The organism is Rhodanobacter sp. K2T2, from assembly GCF_013408815.1.
GTDB lineage: Bacteria > Pseudomonadota > Gammaproteobacteria > Xanthomonadales > Rhodanobacteraceae > Rhodanobacter.
The window spans coordinates 96050-117360 of sequence record NZ_JACCCA010000013.1 but is presented as its reverse complement, the minus strand read 5'-3'; the positions used below and the strand labels follow the sequence as shown (position 1 = coordinate 117360).

At 62.1% G+C, this 21311-nt stretch carries 21 protein-coding genes; 7 read left to right on the top strand and 14 right to left on the bottom strand.

Going from position 1 to position 21311, the window contains the following annotated elements; translation table 11 throughout:
* Nucleotides 1–33: 33 nt before the first annotated feature.
* The 3 genes from recF to dnaA form a co-directional block, all read right to left on the bottom strand.
* Nucleotides 34–1113, bottom strand: a complete 1080-nt coding sequence (gene recF / locus HDE78_RS18255; protein WP_179482131.1) for a DNA replication/repair protein RecF — start codon at nt 1111–1113, stop codon at nt 34–36.
* Nucleotides 1114–1209: 96 nt separating this feature from the next.
* Complete coding sequence (gene dnaN, locus HDE78_RS18250) at nt 1210–2310, bottom strand: DNA polymerase III subunit beta (RefSeq protein WP_179482129.1); 1101 nt, start codon at nt 2308–2310, stop codon at nt 1210–1212.
* Between the two features lie 256 nt (nt 2311–2566).
* Entirely contained in the window at nt 2567–3901 is a 1335-nt protein-coding gene (gene dnaA, locus HDE78_RS18245; protein ID WP_179482127.1) for a chromosomal replication initiator protein DnaA, read from the bottom strand.
* 216 nt (nt 3902–4117) lie between these two features.
* Here dnaA and rpmH point away from each other — a divergent pair, with 216 nt between their 5' ends.
* From rpmH to mnmE, 4 genes are all read left to right on the top strand, one after another.
* Nucleotides 4118–4252 (top strand): 50S ribosomal protein L34, encoded by a 135-nt coding sequence (rpmH, locus tag HDE78_RS18240; protein WP_007082494.1) that lies wholly within the window; start codon nt 4118–4120, stop codon nt 4250–4252.
* Nucleotides 4253–4266: 14 nt separating this feature from the next.
* Nucleotides 4267–4632: a ribonuclease P protein component gene (rnpA, locus tag HDE78_RS18235; RefSeq protein WP_179482125.1), complete on the top strand. Its 366-nt coding sequence runs from the start codon at nt 4267–4269 to the stop codon at nt 4630–4632.
* A 132-nt stretch (nt 4633–4764) separates the two neighbouring features.
* Complete coding sequence (gene yidC, locus HDE78_RS18230; RefSeq protein ID WP_179482123.1) at nt 4765–6501, top strand: membrane protein insertase YidC; 1737 nt, start codon at nt 4765–4767, stop codon at nt 6499–6501.
* Between the two features lie 76 nt (nt 6502–6577).
* Complete coding sequence (gene mnmE, locus HDE78_RS18225; RefSeq protein WP_218862525.1) at nt 6578–7951, top strand: tRNA uridine-5-carboxymethylaminomethyl(34) synthesis GTPase MnmE; 1374 nt, start codon at nt 6578–6580, stop codon at nt 7949–7951.
* Nucleotides 7952–8021: 70 nt separating this feature from the next.
* On the opposite strand, the gene HDE78_RS18220 is transcribed toward mnmE, so the two are convergent.
* Nucleotides 8022–8477: a hypothetical protein gene (locus tag HDE78_RS18220; RefSeq protein ID WP_179482121.1), complete on the bottom strand. Its 456-nt coding sequence runs from the start codon at nt 8475–8477 to the stop codon at nt 8022–8024.
* A 167-nt stretch (nt 8478–8644) separates the two neighbouring features.
* Between HDE78_RS18220 and HDE78_RS18215 the strand changes: the two genes are divergently transcribed.
* Nucleotides 8645–9346, top strand: a complete 702-nt coding sequence (locus HDE78_RS18215) for a glutathione binding-like protein (RefSeq protein ID WP_179482120.1) — start codon at nt 8645–8647, stop codon at nt 9344–9346.
* A 50-nt stretch (nt 9347–9396) separates the two neighbouring features.
* Here HDE78_RS18215 and HDE78_RS18210 read toward each other — a convergent pair whose 3' ends face one another.
* The 9 genes from HDE78_RS18210 to HDE78_RS18170 all read right to left on the bottom strand — a co-directional run bounded on the left by HDE78_RS18210 (nt 9397) and on the right by HDE78_RS18170 (nt 18128).
* The gene (locus HDE78_RS18210) at nt 9397–11115 is read right to left on the bottom strand and encodes a thiamine pyrophosphate-dependent enzyme (protein WP_179482119.1); all 1719 of its coding nucleotides are present in this window, start codon (nt 11113–11115) and stop codon (nt 9397–9399) included.
* Nucleotides 11116–11305: 190 nt separating this feature from the next.
* Entirely contained in the window at nt 11306–11917 is a 612-nt protein-coding gene (locus tag HDE78_RS18205) for a hypothetical protein (protein WP_179482118.1), read from the bottom strand.
* A gap of 115 nt (nt 11918–12032) precedes the next feature.
* A complete protein-coding gene (gene hslU / locus HDE78_RS18200) occupies nt 12033–13373 on the bottom strand; it encodes an ATP-dependent protease ATPase subunit HslU (RefSeq protein ID WP_179482117.1) in 1341 nt (446 codons plus the stop codon).
* Between the two features lie 174 nt (nt 13374–13547).
* On the bottom strand, nt 13548–14084 hold the full coding sequence (gene hslV, locus HDE78_RS18195) for an ATP-dependent protease subunit HslV (protein ID WP_179482116.1): 537 nt from the start codon (nt 14082–14084) through the stop codon (nt 13548–13550).
* 72 nt (nt 14085–14156) lie between these two features.
* Entirely contained in the window at nt 14157–15305 is a 1149-nt protein-coding gene (locus tag HDE78_RS18190) for an acyltransferase (RefSeq protein ID WP_179482115.1), read from the bottom strand.
* A complete protein-coding gene (xerC, locus tag HDE78_RS18185) occupies nt 15306–16208 on the bottom strand; it encodes a tyrosine recombinase XerC (protein WP_179482114.1) in 903 nt (300 codons plus the stop codon).
* 7 nt (nt 16209–16215) lie between these two features.
* Nucleotides 16216–16899, bottom strand: coding sequence for a DUF484 family protein (locus HDE78_RS18180; RefSeq protein ID WP_179482113.1), 684 nt, complete (start codon nt 16897–16899; stop codon nt 16216–16218).
* A 148-nt stretch (nt 16900–17047) separates the two neighbouring features.
* Nucleotides 17048–17896, bottom strand: coding sequence for a diaminopimelate epimerase (gene dapF / locus HDE78_RS18175; protein WP_179482112.1), 849 nt, complete (start codon nt 17894–17896; stop codon nt 17048–17050).
* 13 nt (nt 17897–17909) lie between these two features.
* Nucleotides 17910–18128, bottom strand: a complete 219-nt coding sequence (locus HDE78_RS18170) for a lipoprotein (RefSeq protein ID WP_179482111.1) — start codon at nt 18126–18128, stop codon at nt 17910–17912.
* 125 nt (nt 18129–18253) lie between these two features.
* Between HDE78_RS18170 and HDE78_RS18165 the strand changes: the two genes are divergently transcribed.
* The gene (locus tag HDE78_RS18165; RefSeq protein WP_179482110.1) at nt 18254–18943 is read left to right on the top strand and encodes a hypothetical protein; all 690 of its coding nucleotides are present in this window, start codon (nt 18254–18256) and stop codon (nt 18941–18943) included.
* A 57-nt stretch (nt 18944–19000) separates the two neighbouring features.
* Here the strand turns inward: HDE78_RS18165 and HDE78_RS18160 are convergent, their stop codons facing one another.
* Nucleotides 19001–19474 (bottom strand): N-acetyltransferase, encoded by a 474-nt coding sequence (locus HDE78_RS18160; protein WP_179482109.1) that lies wholly within the window; start codon nt 19472–19474, stop codon nt 19001–19003.
* A gap of 341 nt (nt 19475–19815) precedes the next feature.
* On the opposite strand from HDE78_RS18160, the gene HDE78_RS18155 reads away from it, so the two are divergent.
* Nucleotides 19816–21300: a RimK family protein gene (locus HDE78_RS18155; RefSeq protein ID WP_179482107.1), complete on the top strand. Its 1485-nt coding sequence runs from the start codon at nt 19816–19818 to the stop codon at nt 21298–21300.
* The last annotated feature ends 11 nt before the right edge of the window (nt 21301–21311 follow it).

Here is a 21311-nt window from a genome sequence, read left to right as displayed (position 1 = left end):
AGTTATGCACTAGCGATGGATGCAACCTTTCGATTATAGCAGGCGCGCGACCTGCCCCTGTTCCACGTGGAACACCACTGGGGCAGTCGCACGCAGGACTTCTGGCGTTTCCGTACCTGTGATCAAAACTTGAGCACCCACGGCCACGAGTTGCGCCACTACCGCTGCCTGATGGCTCTGATCGAGCTCTGAAGCCAGGTCATCGAGGCAGACAACCGGCCATTCGTTGCAACATGCGGCATAGAGTTGCGCCTGAGCCAGAACGCAAGCCATCGCGGTGAGCTTTTCCTGACCTCGCGAGAGATGTTCGCGAAGCGGCGCGCGCTCGAACGCTACAGACCAGTCCGCGCGATGAGGACCCGCTGTCGTATGGCCTCGCGCGATATCCCTGCTTCGGTTGCCTTGAAGCAATTGACGCAAATCCTGCTCATCCGACCAACCCCGGCGATAGCGCAAATGGGGCTCTCCCAGCTCCGGGAGGAGACCTGCAAGGCTCGCCTCGAGTGCAGGTCGAAGCAAGTCGAGGTAGCGCCGACGAAATTCGTCGATTCGGTTCGCCGTATGGGCTAGCTCAACTTCCCACGGGTCAAACAGATCGTCGGAAACGCTATTTCCCGAGCGCAGCAAACTGTTTCGTTGCTTGAGCGCGCGCTGATAGCGTCGCCACTGGCCAAGAAAATCGTGTTCCACGTGGAACACGCCCCAGTCCAAATACCGCCTCCTTTCATCGGCGGCGCCGGCAATAAGTGCATGCGAACCCGGTTCGAAACACACGACAGCGCACTGCCTGACCAATTGGCCAATGGCCACGTTCTCGCCATCGACCTTCGCTTCCCAGCGCGCGGACTCCCGGCCCAGACCAATACGTACCGTCCGCTCGTCCTGATGAACCAATTCAGCGAACACGGACAACCGACGTGCATCGCGCTGCAGCAACGCATCCTTGGATCCGCTCCGAAACGAACCGGCATGCGAGAGAAGAAATGCCGCCTCCAGGACGCTGGTCTTGCCGGCTCCGTTGTTCCCCACAAAGAGATTGATCGCTGGGCTCAGTGTCAGATCGGTATCGGAAAGACAGCGTAAACCGCTGATGCGAAGCCGTTCGATCCTCATGCAAACGATCCGCACACACAAGAACGCCGGAATCTCGTACGGAGGTTCCGGCGTTCTCGAGACCGACCCATCAGATCGACAAGCATCGGACAGCGGTCAGAGGCGAAGCGGCATGATGACGTGGCGCGAGTGTTCGTTGTCGTGCTCTTGCACCAGGCAGCTGGACTGCGCATCGCGCAGGCTCAACCTGGCCTTATCACCGCGCAGTGCCGCCAGCGCATCGAGCAAATAACCCACATTGAAGCCCACGGCAAGATCGGACACGTGGGTGTCGGCTTCGACCTCCTCCACCGCTTCTTCCTGCTCGGGGTTATGCGCCACGATGCGTAGCTTGCCGGGGGAGAGCTCGAGACGAACGCCACGGTATTTTTCGTTCGACAGGATCGCGGCGCGCTGCAATGCGCCGCGCAGAACTTCGCGATCCAGCGTCGCCGACTTGTCGGCACCTAGCGGAATCACTGCTTCGTAATCCGGGAAACGTCCGTCGATCAGCTTTGACGTAAACACCACCCCGCCGCGACGAACGCGCAGATGATTGCGGCCAAACTCCAGCTCCACCTCACCGTCGCCTACTTCAAGCAGTCCCACCAGCTCGTTGACGCCTTTGCGCGGGATGATGATCTGCCTGCGCGTGGTGACAGAACTCTGCAACTGAGTTTCTTTCATGGCCAGACGGTGACCATCGGTGGCTACGCAGCGCAACGTGTGCTCCTGCAAATCGAGCAGCATGCCGTTCAAGTAATAGCGCACATCCTGATTCGCCATGGCGAAGGAAGTACGCTCCATCAGGTCGCGCAGCACTTCTTCCGGCAAGCTGACTTTTTCCACCAGCTCGATTTCGTCGACCGTGGGAAATTCGCTGGCGGGGAGCGTGGTCAGCGTGAAACGACTGCGGCCCGCATTGAGCGCCACACGATCCCCGTTGAGCTTCAGCTCGATCTTTGCGCCATCAGGCAGCGCTTTGACGATATCGAACAACTTTCGGGCGGGTATGGTGATTTCACCATCGTCCAGTTTTTCTGCTTCCGTGGTGGCGACCATCTCGACTTCAAGATCGGTACCTGTGAAGGACAAGCGTCCATCGGCCACTTTGACAAGTAGGTTGGCCAGAACAGGCAGCGTTTGGCGTCGTTCCACGACGCCTACTACTTGTTGCAGGGGTTTGAGCAGCGCTTCTCGTTGAATGCTGAATTGCATATCTATGCTTTCCTGTAACTGCTGTTCTGTCTTTTAAAAGAAGTTTAGTAGTAGTAGTAGAGGCGGTGGATAACTTTTATTCACATTTTTATCTTTTAAAAACAATAAGTTGAACGTTTTTCTGACTGTGCTTGTGGCCTGTTCTTTCCTGTGTGTCATATGTGGATAACTGCAAGGCCTAAGTGATCCACCGTTTATCCACAGCCCGCCAACCCGCTTATCCTAAGCTTTGCCGCGATATTGCAACAGGCTGGGCTCAGCCGGTCAGTGTGCGAATGAGCTGCTCCCAGTCCTGGCGCATGCGCGCGTCGGTTTCGACAAACTTGCGGATGGTCTTGCAGGCATGCATCACCGTGGTGTGGTCGCGGCCGCCAAATGCCTCGCCGATCTCCGGCAAGCTGTGTTCAGTCAGTTCCTTGGACAGCGTCATGGCCATCTGCCGAGGCCGTGCCAGCGAACGTACGCGCCGCTTGGACAGCAGGTCTTGCAGGCGCACGTTGAAATACTCGGCAGTGATCTTCTGGATATTTGGAATGGTGATCGCCTGCGCGTGTGTCGCCAGCAGGTCGCGCAGAGTCTCCTCGGCGAAATCGGTGGTGATCGGCTTGCCGTAGAAGTTGGCCCGGGCTGCCAGCGTGTTCAACGCGCCCTCCAGATCGCGCACGTTGGAGCGAATTCGTTTGGCCAACAGCATCGCCACGCTTTCATCCACGGCGACACCCTTTTCGTGCGCCTTGGCCAACAGAATCGCAGCGCGCGTCTCGAAGTCCGGCGGTTCGATCGCCACGCTCAGGCCCCAGCCCAGGCGCGATTTCAGCCGCGGCTCGAGCTTGTCCACTTCCTTCGGGTAACGGTCGCAGGTCAGGATGATCTGCTGCTTGGATTCGAACAGCGCATTGAAGGTATGGAAAAACTCTTCCTGCGTGGTGTCCTTGCCGGCGAAGAACTGGATGTCGTCGATCAGCAGCGCATCGACGGAGCGGAAACGCTTCTTGAACTCGTCCATGCTCTTGGCGCGCAGGGCTTCGATCATCGAACCCACAAACTGCTCCGAACGCAGGTAAAGCACCTTGCAGTTCGGGTTGTGCTCACGCATCAGATTGCCCGCCGCATGCATCAGATGGGTTTTACCTAGACCGGTGCCTCCATACAGCAGCAGTGGGTTGTAGGCGCGGCCGGGATTGGTGGCCACCTGCATCGCAGCGGCCTTGCCCAGCTGGTTCGATTTGCCTTCGACGAAGGTTTCGAAGGTGTAATGCGGGTCGAGATTGTGATGGAACGTCGGCGCCGCCGGCTCGGCGGCCTTGGTGCGCGGAGGCGCTACCGGTTTTGCCGCTGCGACAGGTCTTGCCGTATTGGAGCCGACGTCGATGCGCACGGCGATGGCGCGCCCGGCCAGCTGGTTCAGCACTTCGCCGATCAGCGACAGGTAACGCTCTTTCACCGTGTCCAGCGTATAAGAATTGGGCGCGAACAATTGCAGGCCATCCGCTTCGTCGCGCGCCTGCAGCGGCATCAGCCAGGTGTGCAGGTCTTCGGCGCTAACAATGCCTTCCAGACGCTCAAGACAGCGCCGCCACAAATCACTCATGAATAGTTTCAACCACAGACTTTAAGGGCGCTTTCGCGCGTGACGGGCAGGCAAGTCTAGCAGCAGCGTCGGCAGCGTCACCGGCAATTATCCACACGCTTGCCCACAGCCCTGTCCACAGGCCCGTCCCCGTATGATGTCAATCCCATTTGACACTCGAACTACAAACCAGACATACTTTGCGACCTTTTATTAACATTCCCTTCGGAGTACGCCATGAAGCGGACCTTCCAGCCAAGCAAGCTCAAGCGCGCCCGCACGCACGGTTTCCGTGCACGTATGGCCACGGCCGATGGTCGCAAGATCATCAACGCCCGCCGTGCGAAAGGCCGCAAGCGCCTGATCCCGTAATCGAGCGGTAGATCATGTCGTCCGCCGGTTTGCCGCGCGATGCGCGGTTACGCCGGCCGGGTGAATTCGCCGCCTTGCGGTCGAGCAGCGGACGCGCAGGCGGCCGCTGTTTTCATATGCGCTTTCGCGGCAACGAACTTGGCCAAGCCCGGCTTGGCCTGGCAATATCCAAGCGTGTTTCCAAACGCGCAGTCGAGCGCAACCGGATCAAGCGTCTGTTGCGTGAGTCGTTCCGGCGGGTACGCCACCAGCTCCCTGCCGTCGACCTGATGGTCATGGCGCGCGAGCAGGCGGCCGGTGTGCCGGGGCCCGAACTGCTGGCGGAAATCGATCTGCTGTGGAAGAAGTTGCTGGCAAGTCGCAACGAAACATCGCGTTGAAACGCTCCCGCCATTGAAGCCAGCCGCCGTGACCGCCACAATCGCGTGTTGACTGCTGCCCTTTATCCCATCCTTTCTTCCTGACCATCCGCGGCTCTGCACTGTCGTGGCGTTACCCGGATTTGCTACGCGATGAATCAAACGCGCACCTTTCTCCTGTTCGCCCTGCTCGCCGTGGCGTATTTCCTGTTTCTGGCCTGGGAAAAGGATTACGCGCCGCTGCCGCCGTCCATGCCTATCGCCAGCTCCAGCAGCGCGGGCACACAGGCCGATGGCAGCGTACCGGTGGCCGCCAACGACGGCGTCAATGCCAGCGCGGCGATCCCTGGGGCAACGCCTTCCAGCACCGCGCCGTCGGCCACGGCGACGACAGCTAAGCTGGTCAACATCAATACCGACGTGCTGCATCTGACCATCGATACCCGCGGCGGCAGCGTGGTGAAAACCCAGCTGCTGGCCTACCCCTCGTTGCCGCCGACCCATGCGATGCCGCATCCGGCCCCGACCGTGCTGCTGGACAATAGCGAGGACGATTATTTCGTCGCGCAGAACGGCCTGGTCAGCAGCAGCGACAAGGCGCCGGCCGATCAGCCCAATCACCAGGCGATCTTCACCGCGGCGCAGACCGACTACACCCTGGCGCCGGGCCAGAACGAGCTGAAGGTCGATCTGACCTGGCAGGACGCCGCCGGCCTCAAGGTCACCAAGACCTATACCTTCAAGCGTGGTAGCTACCAGATCGGCCTGACTCAGCGGATCGACAACGGCGGCACACAGCCGTGGCAGGGCTACGCTTATCAGCAGCTGCTGCGCGCGGCGCCGCCGAAGCCGAGCAGCTGGATCAAGGGTTATACCGACCCGCAGACGCGCTTTGCCCAAGGCGCCGGCTGGTACACCGGCGAGAAATTCGAGAAGCTGCCGTTCAAGAATTTCTCCGAGCCGAAGGATCAGCTGGACGCGCAGATCAAGGGCGGCTGGGCCGCCATGCTGAAGCTGTACTTTTTCGCGGCGTGGATTCCGCCGGCTGACCAGACCGACCGCTACGTCACCAGTACCATCAACCCGGACAGCGGCCAGCCGCATTATCTGATCCGCACGATGGGTCCGGGTCTGAGCGTGGCGCCGGGTCAAAGCGTCAGCAGCCAGTCGCAGCTGTATCTGGGCCCGAATATCCAAGGCAGCCTCGATGCGATTGCGCCGGGTCTCGATCTCACCATCGATTACGGCATGTTCAAGGCGATCGCCGTGCCGATGCACTGGGTGCTGTCGCAGCTGCATGCCATCGCCAAAAACTGGGGCGTGGCGATCATCCTGCTGGTGCTGCTGATCAAGGGCGCCACCTGGAAGCTGACGGCGATGCAGTACAAGTCCAGCGCCAAGATGCGCAAGCTGCAGCCGCGCATCGCGCAGCTGAAAGAGCGCTACGGCGACGACAAGTTGAAGATGCAGCAGGCGACGATGGAGCTGTACAAAAAGGAAAAGGTCAATCCGATGGGCGGCTGCCTGCCGGTGCTGATCACCATGCCGGTGTTCCTGGGCCTGTTCTACGTGCTGGAATACAGTATCGAGCTGCGCCATGCGCCGTTCCTGTGGATTCCCGACCTCAGCTCGCCCGACCCGTTCTACATCCTGCCGATCATCTACGCCTTGGTGATGCTGGGCACGCAGTGGCTCAATCCGGCGGCGGCCGGCATGGATCCGGCGCAGGCGCGGATGATGAAGGTAATGCCGCTGCTGTTCACCCTGCTATTCGCGTTCTACCCGTCCGGCCTGTGCCTGTACTACGCGATCAACGGTCTGGTGGGTCTGGGCCAGCAGTGGTGGGTGACGCATCACGTGGATCGCGAAGAAGGCATCAAGGCGGCTTGAGTCCGTTTCGATAGAGACGCCTCGACAGCCGCGAGCGGGAAACCGTCGCGGCTGTCTTCGTTTAGAGTGCATGCCGATGACATCCACTTCCCCGTCCGATCAGGTGATCGATCTTTCCAGCGAGACCGTCGCCGCCGTGGCCAGCGCGCCCGGCATGGCCGGTGTGGGCGTGGTGCGGGTGTCCGGACCGGCCGTTCCGGCGATCGCACAAACGCTGTTGGGTCGTGCGCCGACGCCGCGCTACGCGCATTTCACCGCCTTCCGCGATGCAGCGGGCGAACTGATCGATCGCGGCCTGTTGCTGTACTTCCCGGCGCCGGCCTCGTACACCGGCGAACACGTACTGGAACTGCAGGGACACGGCAGCGCGGTATTGCTCGATCTGCTGCTGCGCCGCGCATGCGAGCTGGGTGCGCGTCTGGCGCGTCCCGGCGAATTCACCGAGCGGGCCTTTCTCAACGGCAAGCTCGACCTGGCGCAGGCCGAAGCTGTCGCCGACCTGATTGCATCGCGCTCGCACGCTGGCGCACGTGCGGCGCTGCAGTCGATGGAAGGCGTGTTCTCACGCAAGGTCGACGCGCTGCTGCAGGCGCTGGTCGCGCTGCGCGTGCATATCGAAGCGGCGATCGACTTCCCGGAAGAGGAGATCGACTTTCTCGCCGACCCCGCCATCAATCGCCAGCTGGTGACCGTGCAGGCCGAGCTGGCCGAATTGCTGCGCGAGGCGCGCCGCGGTTTGCGGCTCAATGACGGATTGCGCGTGGCCATCGTTGGACGTCCAAACGCCGGCAAGTCGAGCCTGTTGAACGCGCTCGCCGGCAGCGATCGCGCCATCGTCAACGCGGCCGCAGGCACCACGCGCGACGTGCTGCGCGAGCAGCTGAGCCTGGACGGCATCGTGCTGGAACTGGCTGATACCGCCGGCCTGCGCGAGACGGATGATGTCGTAGAACGCGAGGGCGTGCGCCGCGCCCACGGTGAGCTGCAGCGGGCCGATGTGGCGCTGTTGGTCACGGACGCAAAGCAGGCCGATGCCGATCTCGCGTTGCTTGTCGATGTGGCCGAAGGCGTCGAGCAGCTGGTGCTGGTCAACAAGATTGATCTCGATAACGAGCTACCGCATGGCGAGGAGCGCGACGGCCGCCGCTGGCTATGGGCCTCTGCAAAAACCGGCGTGGGGCTGGACGCGTTGCGCGAGACCTTGAAGCAGCTTGCCGGTGCCGGCAGCGGCGAAGGCGCCTTCAGCGCACGCCGCCGCCACGTCCTTGCCTTGCAACAAGTAGACGTCCATTTACATGACGCCGCAATTCATCTGCGCGAAGGCCGAGCTGGCGAAATGGCCGCCGAAGAGCTTCGCCAGGCGCAGCAGGCGCTGGGTGAAATCACCGGAAGCTACAGCAGCGACGATCTGCTTGGAGCGATCTTCAGCTCGTTCTGCATCGGAAAATAACGACGATGCCTGCAGGCAGAAATTTCGCTGGCTGCAGGCATCGAACCGTCGAACGCTTCAGTGACTCGACTTAACCGCCGTCTTCGTCGCTACCACCGCCGGCAGCAGGTGCACCCTGTTTGTGATCGAGGCGCTTTTGCATCGCCTGCTGCTGCATCTGCTGATACTGCTGGCGCTGGCTGTCCGTGAGGATGGCCTGGATCTGACTGTCGGTGTCCTGCTTCAGCGCGCGCATTTTCTGATGCACATCGCGCGGCGAGGATGACGTGTCGCCACGCATCTGCTGCATCTGCTGCATGCGGTTGGCCAGGATCGGCTCGATCTTCGCGGCCTGGTCCGGCGTCAGCTGCAGTTTGCGGCTCAATCGCGCGGTCTGCTTCTGCGGGTCGGGCATAGCGTGCTGCCCGTGCGCCGAGTCGCTGTTTCCGGCAGGTGGCGTGTCCTGAAAAGGTTGGGCATTAGCGGCGCTCGTGGCGACGAGGCCGAGGGCGAAGCCGAGCACGGCGAAACAACGGACAAACTTCATAGCGATATCTCCGGTAGTGTGCCGAGCGATGGCAACACCTCGACGAACGCGAGCCACGGGTGGCGGGTTGACGACACGCAGGGCCTTTCTTCGCAAAGTCTTATCGGCAGCTGGGCCATATTCAGCCGCTGGCTTTATCGTGCTCACCGCGTACTCGAGGACTCCCCATGATCGAACTGCATTACTGGCCAACGCCGAACGGCCACAAGATAACCATGTTTCTGGAAGAAGCCGGGCTGGCTTACGAGGTCAAGCCAGTGAATATCGGCAAGGGTGAACAGTTCGCGCCGGCGTTCCTGAAGATGTCGCCCAACAATCGGATGCCCGCCATCGTCGATACCGATCCGCTGGGTGGCGGCGAGCCGTTGAGCGTCTTCGAATCCGGGGCGATCCTGCAGTACCTGGCCGAAAAGACCGGCAAGTTTTCGCCCAAGGAGGTGCGCGAACGCTATGTGGTGACCGAATGGCTGTTCTGGCAGGTCGGTGGACTGGGCCCCATGCTGGGTCAGAATCATCACTTCAACCGCTATGCGCCGGAAAAAATTCCTTACGCGATCGACCGCTACGTCAATGAAACGCGCCGGCTTTACGGTGTGCTGGACAAGCGGTTGGAAGGCCGTGCCTATATTGCCGGCAAGGACTACACGATTGCCGATATGGCCGCCTATCCCTGGATCGTGCCGTACGAGGCGCAGGGCATGACACTGGACGATTTTCCGAATCTGAAAATGTGGTTCGAGCAGATTCGCGATCGCGACGGCACTCGCCGTGCCTATGCGCTGGCCGACACGATCAAGGGCAAAACCGATCTGGCCACCGACGAGGAGGCGCGAAAGCACATGTTTGGACAGGGCGCCCTGAAAAAATAGAGCGCGATCGCGACGGCTGGCGTCCGATCGGAGCCAGCGGTTGCGAGAGATCAGTCTGCAAAGTTGGTGCGCACCAGTTCTTCGACTTCCATGCCGCGGCCGGCGATGATCGCTTTGGCCGAGTACAGCGCGGTGTGGAGCACCTGCCCGACTTCCACTTTCGGCGGCATCACCAGCTCGTAGCGATTGACCTTGACGTCGAGCAGCGCGGGGCCGGGCTGCGACAGCACATCGCGCACGGCTTCCTCCAGCGTCGACGCGTCGTCCACCCGGCGACCGTAGAAACCGATGGCTTCGGCCAGCCTGGCGAAGTCGGGGTTCTTCAACTCCGTAAACGCGTCCAGCAGGCCTTCGACTTTCTGCTCCATCTCGACGAAGCCGAGCGAGCTGTTGTTGTAGACGATGACCTTGATCGGAATGTTTTCCTGCACGGCGGTAAGCAGGTCGCCCAGCAGCATGCTGATACCGCCGTCGCCGGAGAGCGAGATCACCTGCCGACCGGGCAGCGCCTTTTTGATGCCGAGCGCCTCGGGCATCGCATTGGCCATGGTGCCGTGGACCAGGCTGGTCAGCGTGCGTCGTTTCCCATTGCTGGTGATGTGGCGCAGTAACCAGACCATCGGGCTGCCGCCGTCGGCGCTGAAGATCGCATCGTCGTCGGCATATCGATCGATCAGCTTGGTCAGATACTGCGGATGGATCAGGCCGTCGCTGCCGGCGTGCTCTTCCTCGGCGATCTGCTTGAGCGTGGCTTCGCGATGCTTGAGGCTGTTGCGCAGGAAGGCGTGCTCCTCGCGCGCGTGCAGGCGCGGCAGCAGCGCTTCGATGGTGTCCTTGATGTGGCCTACCACGCCGATATCGACGGGATGGCGTCGGCCTAGATGGGTGGCGTCGCTGTCGATCTGGATGAGCTTGGCCTCGTTCGGGTAGAACTGGCTCCAGGCGAAATCAGCGCCGAGCAGCAGCAGGGTGTCGCAAGCGTCCAGCGCGCGGAAACCGGACTCCACGCCGAGGATGCCGGTCATGCCCATGTTGTATGGGTTGTACGGCTCGATGAAATCCTTGGCGCGCGAGGTATGCGCCACCGGCGCCTTGATCTTTTCGGCCAGCGCGACGATCTCCTGCTCGGCGCCCTCGCAACCGGAGCCGCAGTACAGCGTGACGCGCTTGCCCGCGTTGATCACCGCGGCGATCTCGTCCAGCTCGGCATAGGACGGCCGCAGCACCGGCTGCGGCTGGTGCGGGCGGAAGGCCAGACCGTCCTCGACCTCCATCTGGCTGATGTCGCCCGGCACGATGATCACCGCGGCGCCGCGCTTGTTGAGTGCGGCCTGTGCGGCGAGCGCGGTCACGCGGCGCGCCTGTGCCGGCGAGTGAATATAGGCGCAGAAATGGCTGCAGGTATCGTAAATCGGCTTCAGATCCACTTCCTGAGGGAAATCCATGCCCATCTCGCTGGTGGCGACCTGGGTGGCGATCAGCACCACCGGCGCGCGGTTGCGGTGCGCTTCGAACAGGCCGTTGATGAAATGCAGGCTGCCTGGCCCGCAGGTGCCCGCGCAGGCGGTAAGGCGGCCGGTGATCAGCGCTTCGCCACCGGCAGCCATGGCGCCGGCCTCTTCGTGGCGCATATGCACCCAATCGATATCGCTGCGGCGGATTGCGTCGGTGATGTGGTTGAGCGTGTCGCCGACGATGCCGTAACAGCGCTGCACGCCGGCAGCCTGCAGCGTTTCGATGATGATGTCGGCGACTTTTTTCTTGCTCATGGGTGATCTCCGCGGCAGGCAAACGCGGGCACCGGGCGGCTCGCGCAAAGCTTGATTGAATGCGCGTCGGTGAAAATTCCGGGTGAATGCAGGGCGGCGCCAGCGGGTGCGAACACGCAAACGCCCGCCGCTTTTGGCGGCAGGCGTTCGTTGTCACGCCATACGTTTACTGCTCGGGCGCGACGTCAGATCAAATGCGGCTGACGCCGGCATCGCTCTGTTCCAGCGGCGGCGCCGTGCCGGCTACGGCCAGCAGCGCCTGCGCGTAGCTATCCTCGATGCTGACGGTAGAAACCTCGTCCCAGCCGAAGAACGACACCTCGCGCATCCACTCCGCGTCGGGGCTGAGCTCCTGCATGTAGAAGCCGTCGTCATCCATGCTGGCGAGCCGGCCGATGTAGCAGACCTCGGACTCGTCTTCGCTGTCCACATGTACGCCGATTACCGGCGCCTGTGCACCCGCGGCCTGGATCACTTCGCGGATGTTGTCCAGCGGAAAGCCACGCGGCGGTCGCGGCAGAATATGCTTCAGCGCCAGCGCTTTTTCGAAGAAAACGTGGTGCTTGTCGGGTGCTTCCAGTTCGGAAATATCGCGATGGCGCATGATGTACATGCCATCGTAGGTAATGCCGTCGCCGACCACCCAGAGCAGGAAAAACTCCTGCCCGACGCCACCCACGTAGCCGCAGAAGCTGCCGTGTTCGAGGTCTTCGCGCCACAGCCGGATCAGCGTCTGCTTCTGCTGCGCCTCGCGCAACTGGGCGCGCTGGCCGGTGGTTTTGAGTTCTATGATGTTGCTCACGGGCATGATTTTACCAGATCGGGTCAGGCGGCTTGTTAGGGCTGGCTTTACAGGGGGCGTTTGCGCAGCAGGAACTTGCGAACAGGCCGATTCCTCAGAGAACCCGCCTTTTTATTTAAAGGATGTATCGGCTCAGATCCTCGTTCTGCACCAGGCTGGCCAGGCTGCTGTCCACCATCGCGGCGTCGACCCGATAGTGCTCGCCGGACTTGTCGGCCGCCTCGTAGGAAATCTTTTCCAACAGCCGCTCCATCACCGTATGCAGCCGCCGGGCGCCGATGTTCTCGGTGCGTTCGTTGACCTGAAATGCCACCTCGGCCAAGCGGTCGATGCCGCTGTCGACGAACTCGAGCGTGACGCCTTCGGTACCGAGCAAGGCCACGTACTGCTTGGTCAGCGCGTTGTGCGGCTCGCGCAGGATGCGCTTGAAGTCGTCGACGCTGAGCGCCGACAGCTCCACGCGTATCGGCAACCGGCCCTGCAGCTCGGGAATCAGGTCAGAAGGCTTGGCCAGGGAAAACGCGCCCGAGGCGATGAACAGCATATGGTCGGTCTTGATCGGGCCGTACTTGGTCGACACGGTGGAGCCTTCGACCAGCGGCAGCAGATCGCGCTGCACGCCCTCGCGGCTGACGCCGGCGTGACCGTGGTCGCCGCGCTGCGCGACCTTGTCGATCTCATCGATAAAGACGATGCCGTTCTGCTCGGCCGCTTCCATTGCCAGCGAGCGGATTTCATCGTCGTTGAGCAGCTTGCCCGCCTCCTCGTCGATCAGCATCGGCCGCGCCACCTTGATGGCGACCTTGCGCTGCTGGGTCTTGGCGCCGCCGATGTTCTGGAACATCTGCTTGAGCTGCGCGCTCATCTCCTCCATGCCTGGCGGCGACATGATTTCCACGCCGACGTTCATGGCGAAATCCAGCTCGATCTCGCGCTCGTCCAGCGCGCCTTCGCGCAGCTGCTTGCGCAGCTTCTGCCGAGTGTCGTTCTCGATCGCCGGTGCGGGTGCGTCATGCGTCCAGTCGGTCGGCGCGGATTGCCGTCGCGGCAGCAGCGCGTCGAGAATGCGATCTTCGGCGCGGTCCTCGGCCTGCGTGCGCACGCGCTTGACCGCCTGTTCGCGGGTCAGCTTGTACGCCACATCGGCCAGATCGCGGATGATCGATTCCACATCCTTGCCTACATAGCCGACCTCGGTGAACTTGGTCGCTTCGACCTTGACGAACGGCGCGTTGGCCAGCGTTGCGAGGCGGCGCGCGATTTCGGTCTTGCCCACGCCGGTCGGGCCGATCATCAAGATGTTTTTCGGCGTCACCTCATTGCGCATCTCCGGCGCCAGCTGCATGCGCCGCCAGCGGCTACGCAGCGCTACGGCCACCGCGCGCTTCGCGTCGTTCTGGCCAATGATGAAACGGTCGAGTTCGTTGACAATTTCGCGGGGAGTGAGTTCGGACATGGTGTACTTCTTAAAAGCGGGAATGGGGAACCGGGAACGGGGAACGCGTGCTTTTTGAATGGCTGAAAGTTTGGTACGCAGACCGCCAACAAGAGGTCTGAAATCAGAGCGGGATGCGAAGGATTACGACGAACGGCACGTTTCCCGTTCCCCAGTCCCCTCTCCCCGCTCGACTCAAAGCTCTTCGATCGACACGTTGTGATTGGTGTAGATACAGATGTCACCGGCAATCTTCAGCGCCTTCTCGACCACGGTGCGCGCATCGAGCTCGGTGTTTTCGAGCAGGGCCAGGGCGGCGGATTGCGCAAACGGACCGCCGGAGCCGATCGCGATCAGCCCGTGTTCTGGCTCCACCACGTCGCCGTTGCCTGAAATCAGCAGGGAAGCTTCCTTGTCGGCAACCGCCAGCATCGCCTCGAGCCGACCAAAGCGACGATCGGTGCGCCATTCCTTGGCCATTTCCACCGCGGCGCGAGTCAGGTTGTTGTTGTGCTTCTCGAGCTTCTGTTCGAACAGCTCGAATAGCGTGAACGCGTCGGCGGTAGCGCCGGCGAAACCGGCCACCACATCACCCGCCTTGCCGAGCCGGCGCACCTTGCGCGCATTGCCCTTCATCACCGTGTTGCCCAGCGTGACCTGGCCGTCGCTGCCGATCACGACGCGGCCTTCGCGACGGACGCAGACGATGGTGGTGGCGTGAAACGATTCCATGAGCGCTCCGCATGATGTGCTAGTGACACGATGTGCGGTCACGTGACGAGGATTCAACGCCTAAAAAGCGCTTCAGGTCGCCCTGGGTCGCCTTGAAAGGATCGGTGACTCGATATAGCGGTAGGAGAGATAGGCCAGCGCAAGCGTGGTCGGAAGCACGACGCCAAGTACGGCTAACGGCTTCAAATGGGTTCGAACAACCAATAGCCAAACTATTGGCCAGTGCCACAGATAGATGCCATAACACATCAGTCCGAGCTGGCGCAGCGGTCGCGATGACAGGAGACGCTTCACGGGGGTGTCGAACGGGCTGGCCAAGGCGACAAGCGTGCCGCATGACAATAAGATAATCACGCTCTGCTGCCAGGCAAAGTACTGGACTTCCCAGGGGTTCCAGTTCATCACCAATACAAAAAGCGCAAGAAAGCAGCCCTGCCAAGCAATATTTAGCCAACGCTTGCGATAGAGCATGTCGTTCGATCGCTGCCAAAGCATGGCGAGAACGCCGCCAAGCAGAAATCCATCAACACGGGTGTCCAAACCGTAGTAAATGCGTGACCACGGCACGCCTGAGCCAATCAGATAATTGCGCCAGATGAGCGTGATACTCGCCAGGCACAGACACGTCACGAGCATTCCTTTGGCCGAGATACCCCAGCGCAGCAAGACCGTGAGCAGCAGCGGCCACAAAAGGTAGAACTGTTCTTCGATCGACAGCGACCAGCTGTGTGCGAAAAGAGGGGGATACACGTAGTTGTAGAGCTTGGTCCAGTTGGACACGTACAACAGGGTTTCAATGCCATCCGCGTAAAGTCGCGCGGGGTGATCAATCAGAAAGCTTCCCAGGACAAGATATACGCTCACCACGATAGCCAGCATTGGATAAAGACGCTTGAAGCGCCGCGCCCAAAAAACCTTCAGTTCGATCTTGCCGTCACGGTGGATATTGTTCAGAAGCAGCAGCGTGATCAGAAAGCCGGAGACCACAAAGAAAATGTCCATTACCGCCGGTGCCCCCGGAAACCAGGATCGATTCACGTGCATCAGAATCGTACGGATGGCGAGAATTCCGCGTAATCCGTCGACCGCAGGAAAGTAGCGCGCCGGCTGATCGCTTCGCGCAAGATCGTCGACAGCACGGATCGCGTCGTTGTCCAAAATGGTTCGGCGCTCGTTGGAGTTAGGCAGATCCGGCGACGATGACCGCAGAAGCGTGCGCATTCAGCCCCTTTTCCGTGCGCGCGGGTGCGCGGCGTCGTACACCTTGGACAGGTGCTGGAAGTCGAGGTGCGTGTAGATCTGCGTGGTGGCGATGTCGGCGTGGCCGAGCAGCTCCTGCACGGCGCGCAGGTCGCCGGAGGATTCCAGCATGTGGCTGGCGAACGTGTGCCGCAGCAGATGCGGGTGGATGTGTTTGGGAATGCCCTGCTGCAGCGCCAGCTTTTTCATGCGCAGCTGGATCGTGCGTGGATTGATCGGCGCGCCGCCGCGGCCGCGGAAGATCGCACTTTCGGCGATCATGCCCTCCTCGGCGCCGAGCGCGCGCAGCGCGCTCACGGCATGCCGACCGACCGGTACGATGCGGGTCTTGCTGCCCTTGCCGAGTACGCGCACTTCGCCGCCGTCGAGGTCAAGATCGAGCCAGCGCAGACCGACCAGCTCGGACAGGCGCAGGCCGCTGGAATAGAACAGTTCAAGCATGGCGCGATCGCGCACGGCCAGCCTGCCTCCGCTGTCGGTTTCGACCAGCGCGCTGGCTTCGTCGACATCCAGCACCTGCGGCAGCTTGCGCCGTACCTTCGGGCCGCGCACGCCCAGCAGAGGGTCGTGGCTGAGCCGACCTTCGCGGGTGAGCTGGCGAAACAGGCTGCGGCAGGATGACAGCAGCCGCTGCAGGCTTTTCGGCGCCAGTGCTTCTCTGCCCTTGCTGCCGCGATGTTCGGTGGCGACAAAGCTGCGCATGCGGTTGGCGTCGAGCGCATCGAACGATGCGATGGCGTTTTCCTGCATAAAGCGGGTCAACTTCGCCAGGTCGCGCCGGTAGCCGGCGACCGTGTGCGGGGACGCCTGCCGCTCGCTGGCGAGGCGTCCCAGCCAGTCCTCGATCTGTCGTTCAGGCGTCACTGTCGGCTCAGGAAACGTCCCGCGAGCGGGCCAGGGCCGCGGTGATCGTGGCGGCGATCATTTTCAGGAACAGATTGCCCATGCCGGGCTGGAAGCGGTCCGGATCGCCGCTGCCTATCGCCAAAATGCCGGCGGCACCCAGGCGCATCATCGCCACCGAGCGGGTTTCGGACGCGGCGCTGCCGAACAGTCGCTCCAGCCTTTCCTTCGACAAGCGGCCGGACATCGGCTCGTTCTGCTGCAGAAAGTCGCTGAACTCCGGCAGTGCATCCGGTCCCGTCACCTGCACCAGCCATTCGGCGCGCGGCAGCAGCGCTTCGCTGCCGAACAGCACCAGGCGCACCTGATCGGTGTGGAAATCGGCCGTCAGTTTGGCCACCACACTGCGCGCCGTGACTTCGATAGTGTTGGCACGCAGCAGCGCAACGGTAAGCGCATGCACGCGCTCCATCAGCTTTTCGTTCTCGGCCGCAATCGCGATGAGTTCGGCCAGCCGGCGTTCGAGCTCGGCGTTTTTCTCGCGCAGACTCTGCAGCTGATAAGTCGCCAGCGAGGCGACCGGACCTTTGTCGTGCGGCATCTTCAGCTGTGCCGCCAGCTCCGGATAGTCGCTGAGGAATTCCGGATGCAGCTTCAGGTAGGAGGCAACAACACGCGCCTGGGTCGCGTCATCGAGCAGGGTGGCGGTCATGCGGGTACCTCGGAGCAGGGCGGGTCGAAACAAGGCCTGTGCGCGCAAAAAGCGGCGTCGGCTGGCGCAGTGTGCGATGGACCGGCCCGCGCTTCAACTGCGAGGCCCGATGAGCGACGAAAACGCATGGGAAATCGCGTGCCAGCGTTTACGGCAAACCCTCGGGCACGATCCATTCGCCGTCGAAGACGAAGGTTGCCGAGCCGCTCATCCACAGTGGCTGGCCGGGGCCGGTCCAGTCGATCTGCAGCATGCCGCCGGGCAGGCTCACCTGCACGCTGTCGTCGACATCGCCGCGTTGATGCAGCACGGCCATGGCGGCGCAGGCACCCGTGCCGCAAGCCAGCGTCCATCCCGCGCCACGCTCGTGCACGCGTAGCTTCAGGTGACCCCGATCGATGCGCCGCACGAAGCCGGCGTTGACGCCTTCAGCGAAGCGTGCGTGGGTAGATAGCAGCGGGCCGAGCCGTTCCAGTTCGGGACTGTGCAGATGCTCGACCTCGATCACCGCGTGCGGGTTGCCCATCGAGACCACGCCGATCTGCCGTATGGCGCCAGCGATATCGATCGGGTAATGCGTGGCCGCGCGCGTCGCATCGAAGCCGCTTTGTGCCGGCTCGAAGACGGGTACGCCCATGTCGACGACGACTTCATTGGCGTCGATCAAGCGTACGGCTACCGGACCGGAGGGGCTTTCGATGCGTACCGTCTCGCCGATCGCCAGCGCACCTTCCCGATGCAACCAGGCGGCCACGCAGCGCACGCCGTTGCCACACTGGCCCGAGGGCGAGCCGTCGGCATTGGAGATGCCGTAATAGAACGCGCAGGTAGGATCGCTCGGCCGGCCGATCCCCAGCAGCTGATCGAAACCCACGCCGGTATGCCGATCCGCCATGGCGCGGATCTGCGCCATCGTCATGGAAAAAGGCGTGTCGCGGCAGTCCAGCACGACAAAATCGTTGCCGATCCCATGCATCTTGGAAAAGCGCTGCTTCATGATCGATCGCGACTCAGTACTGCGTGTTGTCCGGCCGCTGGTTGTCGGGTATCGCGCTGTTACCAGTGATGGCTGGCTGCTGCGGTTTTACCGTGCTGGTGGCCGAGGCTGGTACCGGCTTGGTGGCCGGCGGCAGGTACAGCGGGCCTTTCTGGCCGCAGCCGGCGAGCGTGCTGGCTGCGATGCAAAACGAGACCAGCAAAAGCGAATTCAGTGAGATCGGTCGGCGCATGACGAGGTTTCCTGAAGAGGCATGCAGTATAGCGAGGCGCGCCCGATTCACCGCAGCACGGCGTGGTCATGCCGTTATGATGCGCGCATCGAATCACGTTACGCCCGGGCGGCGAGGATCTCACGATGGACTGGAGCACATTGCTGCGCATGCCGATGACCGTGCTGCTGGTGCTGGCGGCGGTTTTCCTGCTGATCACGCTGGTGCAACTGGTCGTACTGCGTCAGCACTTGCACGGCGGTCGCCGAGCTGCCGCCGCGGGACGCGCGCTGCTATGCGTGATTTTCTTCGTGCTGGCTCTGGTTCTGGGCGGCACCGGTTACGCGCTGCGCGGCTATCGACTGCTCAGCGAAGAGACGCCGGTGGTCGACATCGAGGCCCATATTCTCTCGCCACAGCGCTGGGCGCTGACCCTGAGCTGGCCCGACGGCAGTACGCGGCAGGTCGAACTCGCGGGCGACGACTGGCGGGTCGAGGCCATCGTGTTGAAATGGAAGCTGCCCGCCCTGCTTTCGGGCATCCCGCCGCTGTACCGGCTCGATCGTCTGTCCGGTCGCTACGACGACCCCGCCCAGGAAATGAGCGCGCCGCGCACGGTCGTCAGCTTCGATCACGCCGATGGTTTCGATCTGCTCGACCTGCACAAGCAGTATCCCGACTGGCTGCCCGAGGTAGATACCTTGTACGGCAGCGGCGCCTTTCTGCCGCTGGTGGATCAGGGGCACTACACCGTGAGCCTGATGCGTACCGGCGCGCTGGTGGCCAGGCCGGACGAAGCGACACAGCAGAAGATCGGTCAGCCGTTCGGCGGCTGATGCGCGCCGGACGCCGGCCTCGGGTTGTTCAGAAAGCGCTGCCGTGAAAGCGATCGTTCAGTCGAGCTGCTTCTCGTAGCGCCAGCCATCGGCACCATCCTGGTAGTAGCCGGGGAGTGAACCGATACATCGGTAGCCGAGGCGCTCGTACAGCTTGATGGCGCTGAGGTTGTCGGTGCGCACTTCGAGCCGCAGCCGTCGGCAGCGGCGCAGTCGAGCCGCCGCCTCGGTCGCCTCGACCAGCGCGGTACCTACGCCCTTGCCGCGCGATTCGGGCTGGCTGGCCAGCGAGTAAAGCCGCGCCACGCTGCTGCCTTTGCGGAAAAACACCACGGCGGTGCCGAGAAAGCGGCGGTGGTTGGCGCTGGCGACCAGCACCAGTGCCGTATCGCTGTCGAGATGACGCCGATACTGGTCGCGCGTCATGCGATCGCTGTCGAAGGTGCGATCTTCCAGCGTGACCAGATCGTCGAGATCGGAGGTTTCGGCGCGGCGCACGCGCACGCTGGCGGTGGACGGCGTTGGACGCATGCTGGCGGGATCCTGGTGTCGCACGTTTTCCAATGCCATCGGCGGCTGACGGTCAGTGGAAGAAAATCCTGATGCCATGGAGTCGAAGTCCCGCAGTAGATGAGTGACGCGGCGGATGTGCAGAGAAATCGAATCGCCATTCGAACCGCGCGGACTCTAGCAGCCGGCGGCATTCGCCGCGTGTATTTTTCATTGCAGCCAACGTCGGCGCGGATCGCGTTTAATCCCGCTTCAGCGCTTTGACTTGTGCGATGCCGCCCCTGTGCCAAACTGCGCGCCGTGCAAATCGCGCCCCGCCACTGCTGGGCAATCTGCTCCAACCGCATTGCCTGAGTGGTGTCATGACCCGTCTGGTCATCGTTGTCGAAAAAGCCTCCGACTGGGCTTCGTACTACCCGTCCGTCGACGTGATGAGCGCGATGGACTATCTGCGCGAGCCGATCAGCAACGACGACGAGCGAACCCACGTCATCAACCTGTGCCGCAGCTACAAATATCTCGGTACCGGCTATTACGTGTCGCTGCTGGCCGAAGCGCGCGGGCACAAGGTGATGCCGTCGGTACGCACGGTCAACGATCTGCGCCGCCGCTCGCTCTACGGTGTGGATATCGACGATCTCAACCAGAAGCTCACGCACTTTCTCCCTGCCGGCGGCCGCGATACCACCGACCTCGGCATCTTGGTCTACTTCGGCGAGACGGCGTATCCCGCGCTGCAGGATCTGGCGCGGCAGGTGTTCGAAACCTTTCCCTGCCCGCTCATGCGCATCGAGTTCGAGCGCGACCGCGTATGGCAGGTGAGCTCGATCAAGCCGGTCGGCCTGCACACGCTGGACGACGCGCAGGAAGACGCGTTCGCCGAAGAGCTCGACCGCTTCTCGCGCAAGCTGTGGCGCAAGCCGCGCGCGCGCAAGCTGTATCGCTACGACATCGCGATGCTGGTGGATCCGAAAGAGATGATGCCGCCGTCGAACAAAAAGGCACTGAAGTCCTTTGTGGCGGCAGGCAAGCAGCTCGGTATCGAAGTCGACATGATCGGCAAGAACGACTATCAGCGCCTGGCCGAGTACGACGGTTTGTTCATTCGTGAAACCACCGCCAGCGACAATCACACCTATCGCTTCGCCCATCGCGCCGAGAAGGAAGGCATGGTGGTGATGGACGATCCCACGTCGATTCTCCGCTGCACGAACAAGATCTTTCTCAACGACCTGATGGTGTCGCGCAAGCTCGCCGTGCCGCACACCGAAATTCTGTATCGCGACGATGCCAAGGGCATGAAGGAAGTGGTCGGCAAACTCGGTTTTCCGCTGGTGCTGAAAATCCCCGACGGCTCGTTCTCGCGCGGCGTAGTGAAAGTGCAGAGCGAGGAAGCGCTGGAAAAGGCCGCCGGCGAACTGTTCCAGCACAGCGCGCTATTACTGGCGCAGGAATACCTCTATACCGAGTTCGACTGGCGCATCGGCGTGCTCAATCATGAGCCGCTGTTTGCCTGCAAGTACTACATGTCGCGCGGTCACTGGCAGATTTACAACCACGGCGCCAAGGGCACAGCCAAGAGCGGCGGCTTCGAAACCATTGCGGTGAGCGAGGCGCCGGCCGACGTGGTGAAGCTCGCGCTGAAAGCCACCGCGCCGATCGGCGATGGCCTCTATGGCGTCGATCTGAAGCAGGTGGGCAACAAGCCGGTGGTGATCGAGGTCAACGACAATCCGTCGATCGATGCCGGCGTCGAAGACGACCACCTGGGCGACGCGCTGTATCTGCAGATCATGCAGGAGTTCCTGCGCCGGATGGAGCGCAAGCGGCAGGGCATCACCGGTTAGGGAATTCGTTG

Coding starts and splice junctions, on each gene's coding strand:
- HDE78_RS18170 (WP_179482111.1), bottom strand. CDS start 18,128: ATGCGCCGACCGATCTCACTGAATTCGCTTTTGCTGGTCTCGTTTTGC.
- HDE78_RS18210 (WP_179482119.1), bottom strand. CDS start 11,115: ATGAGCAAGAAAAAAGTCGCCGACATCATCATCGAAACGCTGCAGGCT.
- mnmE (WP_218862525.1), top strand. CDS start 6,578: ATGACATCCACTTCCCCGTCCGATCAGGTGATCGATCTTTCCAGCGAG.
- hslV (WP_179482116.1), bottom strand. CDS start 14,084: ATGGAATCGTTTCACGCCACCACCATCGTCTGCGTCCGTCGCGAAGGC.
- rnpA (WP_179482125.1), top strand. CDS start 4,267: ATGTCGTCCGCCGGTTTGCCGCGCGATGCGCGGTTACGCCGGCCGGGT.
- HDE78_RS18165 (WP_179482110.1), top strand. CDS start 18,254: ATGGACTGGAGCACATTGCTGCGCATGCCGATGACCGTGCTGCTGGTG.
- HDE78_RS18155 (WP_179482107.1), top strand. CDS start 19,816: ATGACCCGTCTGGTCATCGTTGTCGAAAAAGCCTCCGACTGGGCTTCG.
- dnaN (WP_179482129.1), bottom strand. CDS start 2,310: ATGCAATTCAGCATTCAACGAGAAGCGCTGCTCAAACCCCTGCAACAA.
- yidC (WP_179482123.1), top strand. CDS start 4,765: ATGAATCAAACGCGCACCTTTCTCCTGTTCGCCCTGCTCGCCGTGGCG.
- HDE78_RS18220 (WP_179482121.1), bottom strand. CDS start 8,477: ATGAAGTTTGTCCGTTGTTTCGCCGTGCTCGGCTTCGCCCTCGGCCTC.
- HDE78_RS18160 (WP_179482109.1), bottom strand. CDS start 19,474: ATGCGTCCAACGCCGTCCACCGCCAGCGTGCGCGTGCGCCGCGCCGAA.
- rpmH (WP_007082494.1), top strand. CDS start 4,118: ATGAAGCGGACCTTCCAGCCAAGCAAGCTCAAGCGCGCCCGCACGCAC.
- HDE78_RS18215 (WP_179482120.1), top strand. CDS start 8,645: ATGATCGAACTGCATTACTGGCCAACGCCGAACGGCCACAAGATAACC.
- dapF (WP_179482112.1), bottom strand. CDS start 17,896: ATGAAGCAGCGCTTTTCCAAGATGCATGGGATCGGCAACGATTTTGTC.
- HDE78_RS18180 (WP_179482113.1), bottom strand. CDS start 16,899: ATGACCGCCACCCTGCTCGATGACGCGACCCAGGCGCGTGTTGTTGCC.
- hslU (WP_179482117.1), bottom strand. CDS start 13,373: ATGTCCGAACTCACTCCCCGCGAAATTGTCAACGAACTCGACCGTTTC.
- recF (WP_179482131.1), bottom strand. CDS start 1,113: ATGAGGATCGAACGGCTTCGCATCAGCGGTTTACGCTGTCTTTCCGAT.
- HDE78_RS18190 (WP_179482115.1), bottom strand. CDS start 15,305: ATGCGCACGCTTCTGCGGTCATCGTCGCCGGATCTGCCTAACTCCAAC.
- dnaA (WP_179482127.1), bottom strand. CDS start 3,901: ATGAGTGATTTGTGGCGGCGCTGTCTTGAGCGTCTGGAAGGCATTGTT.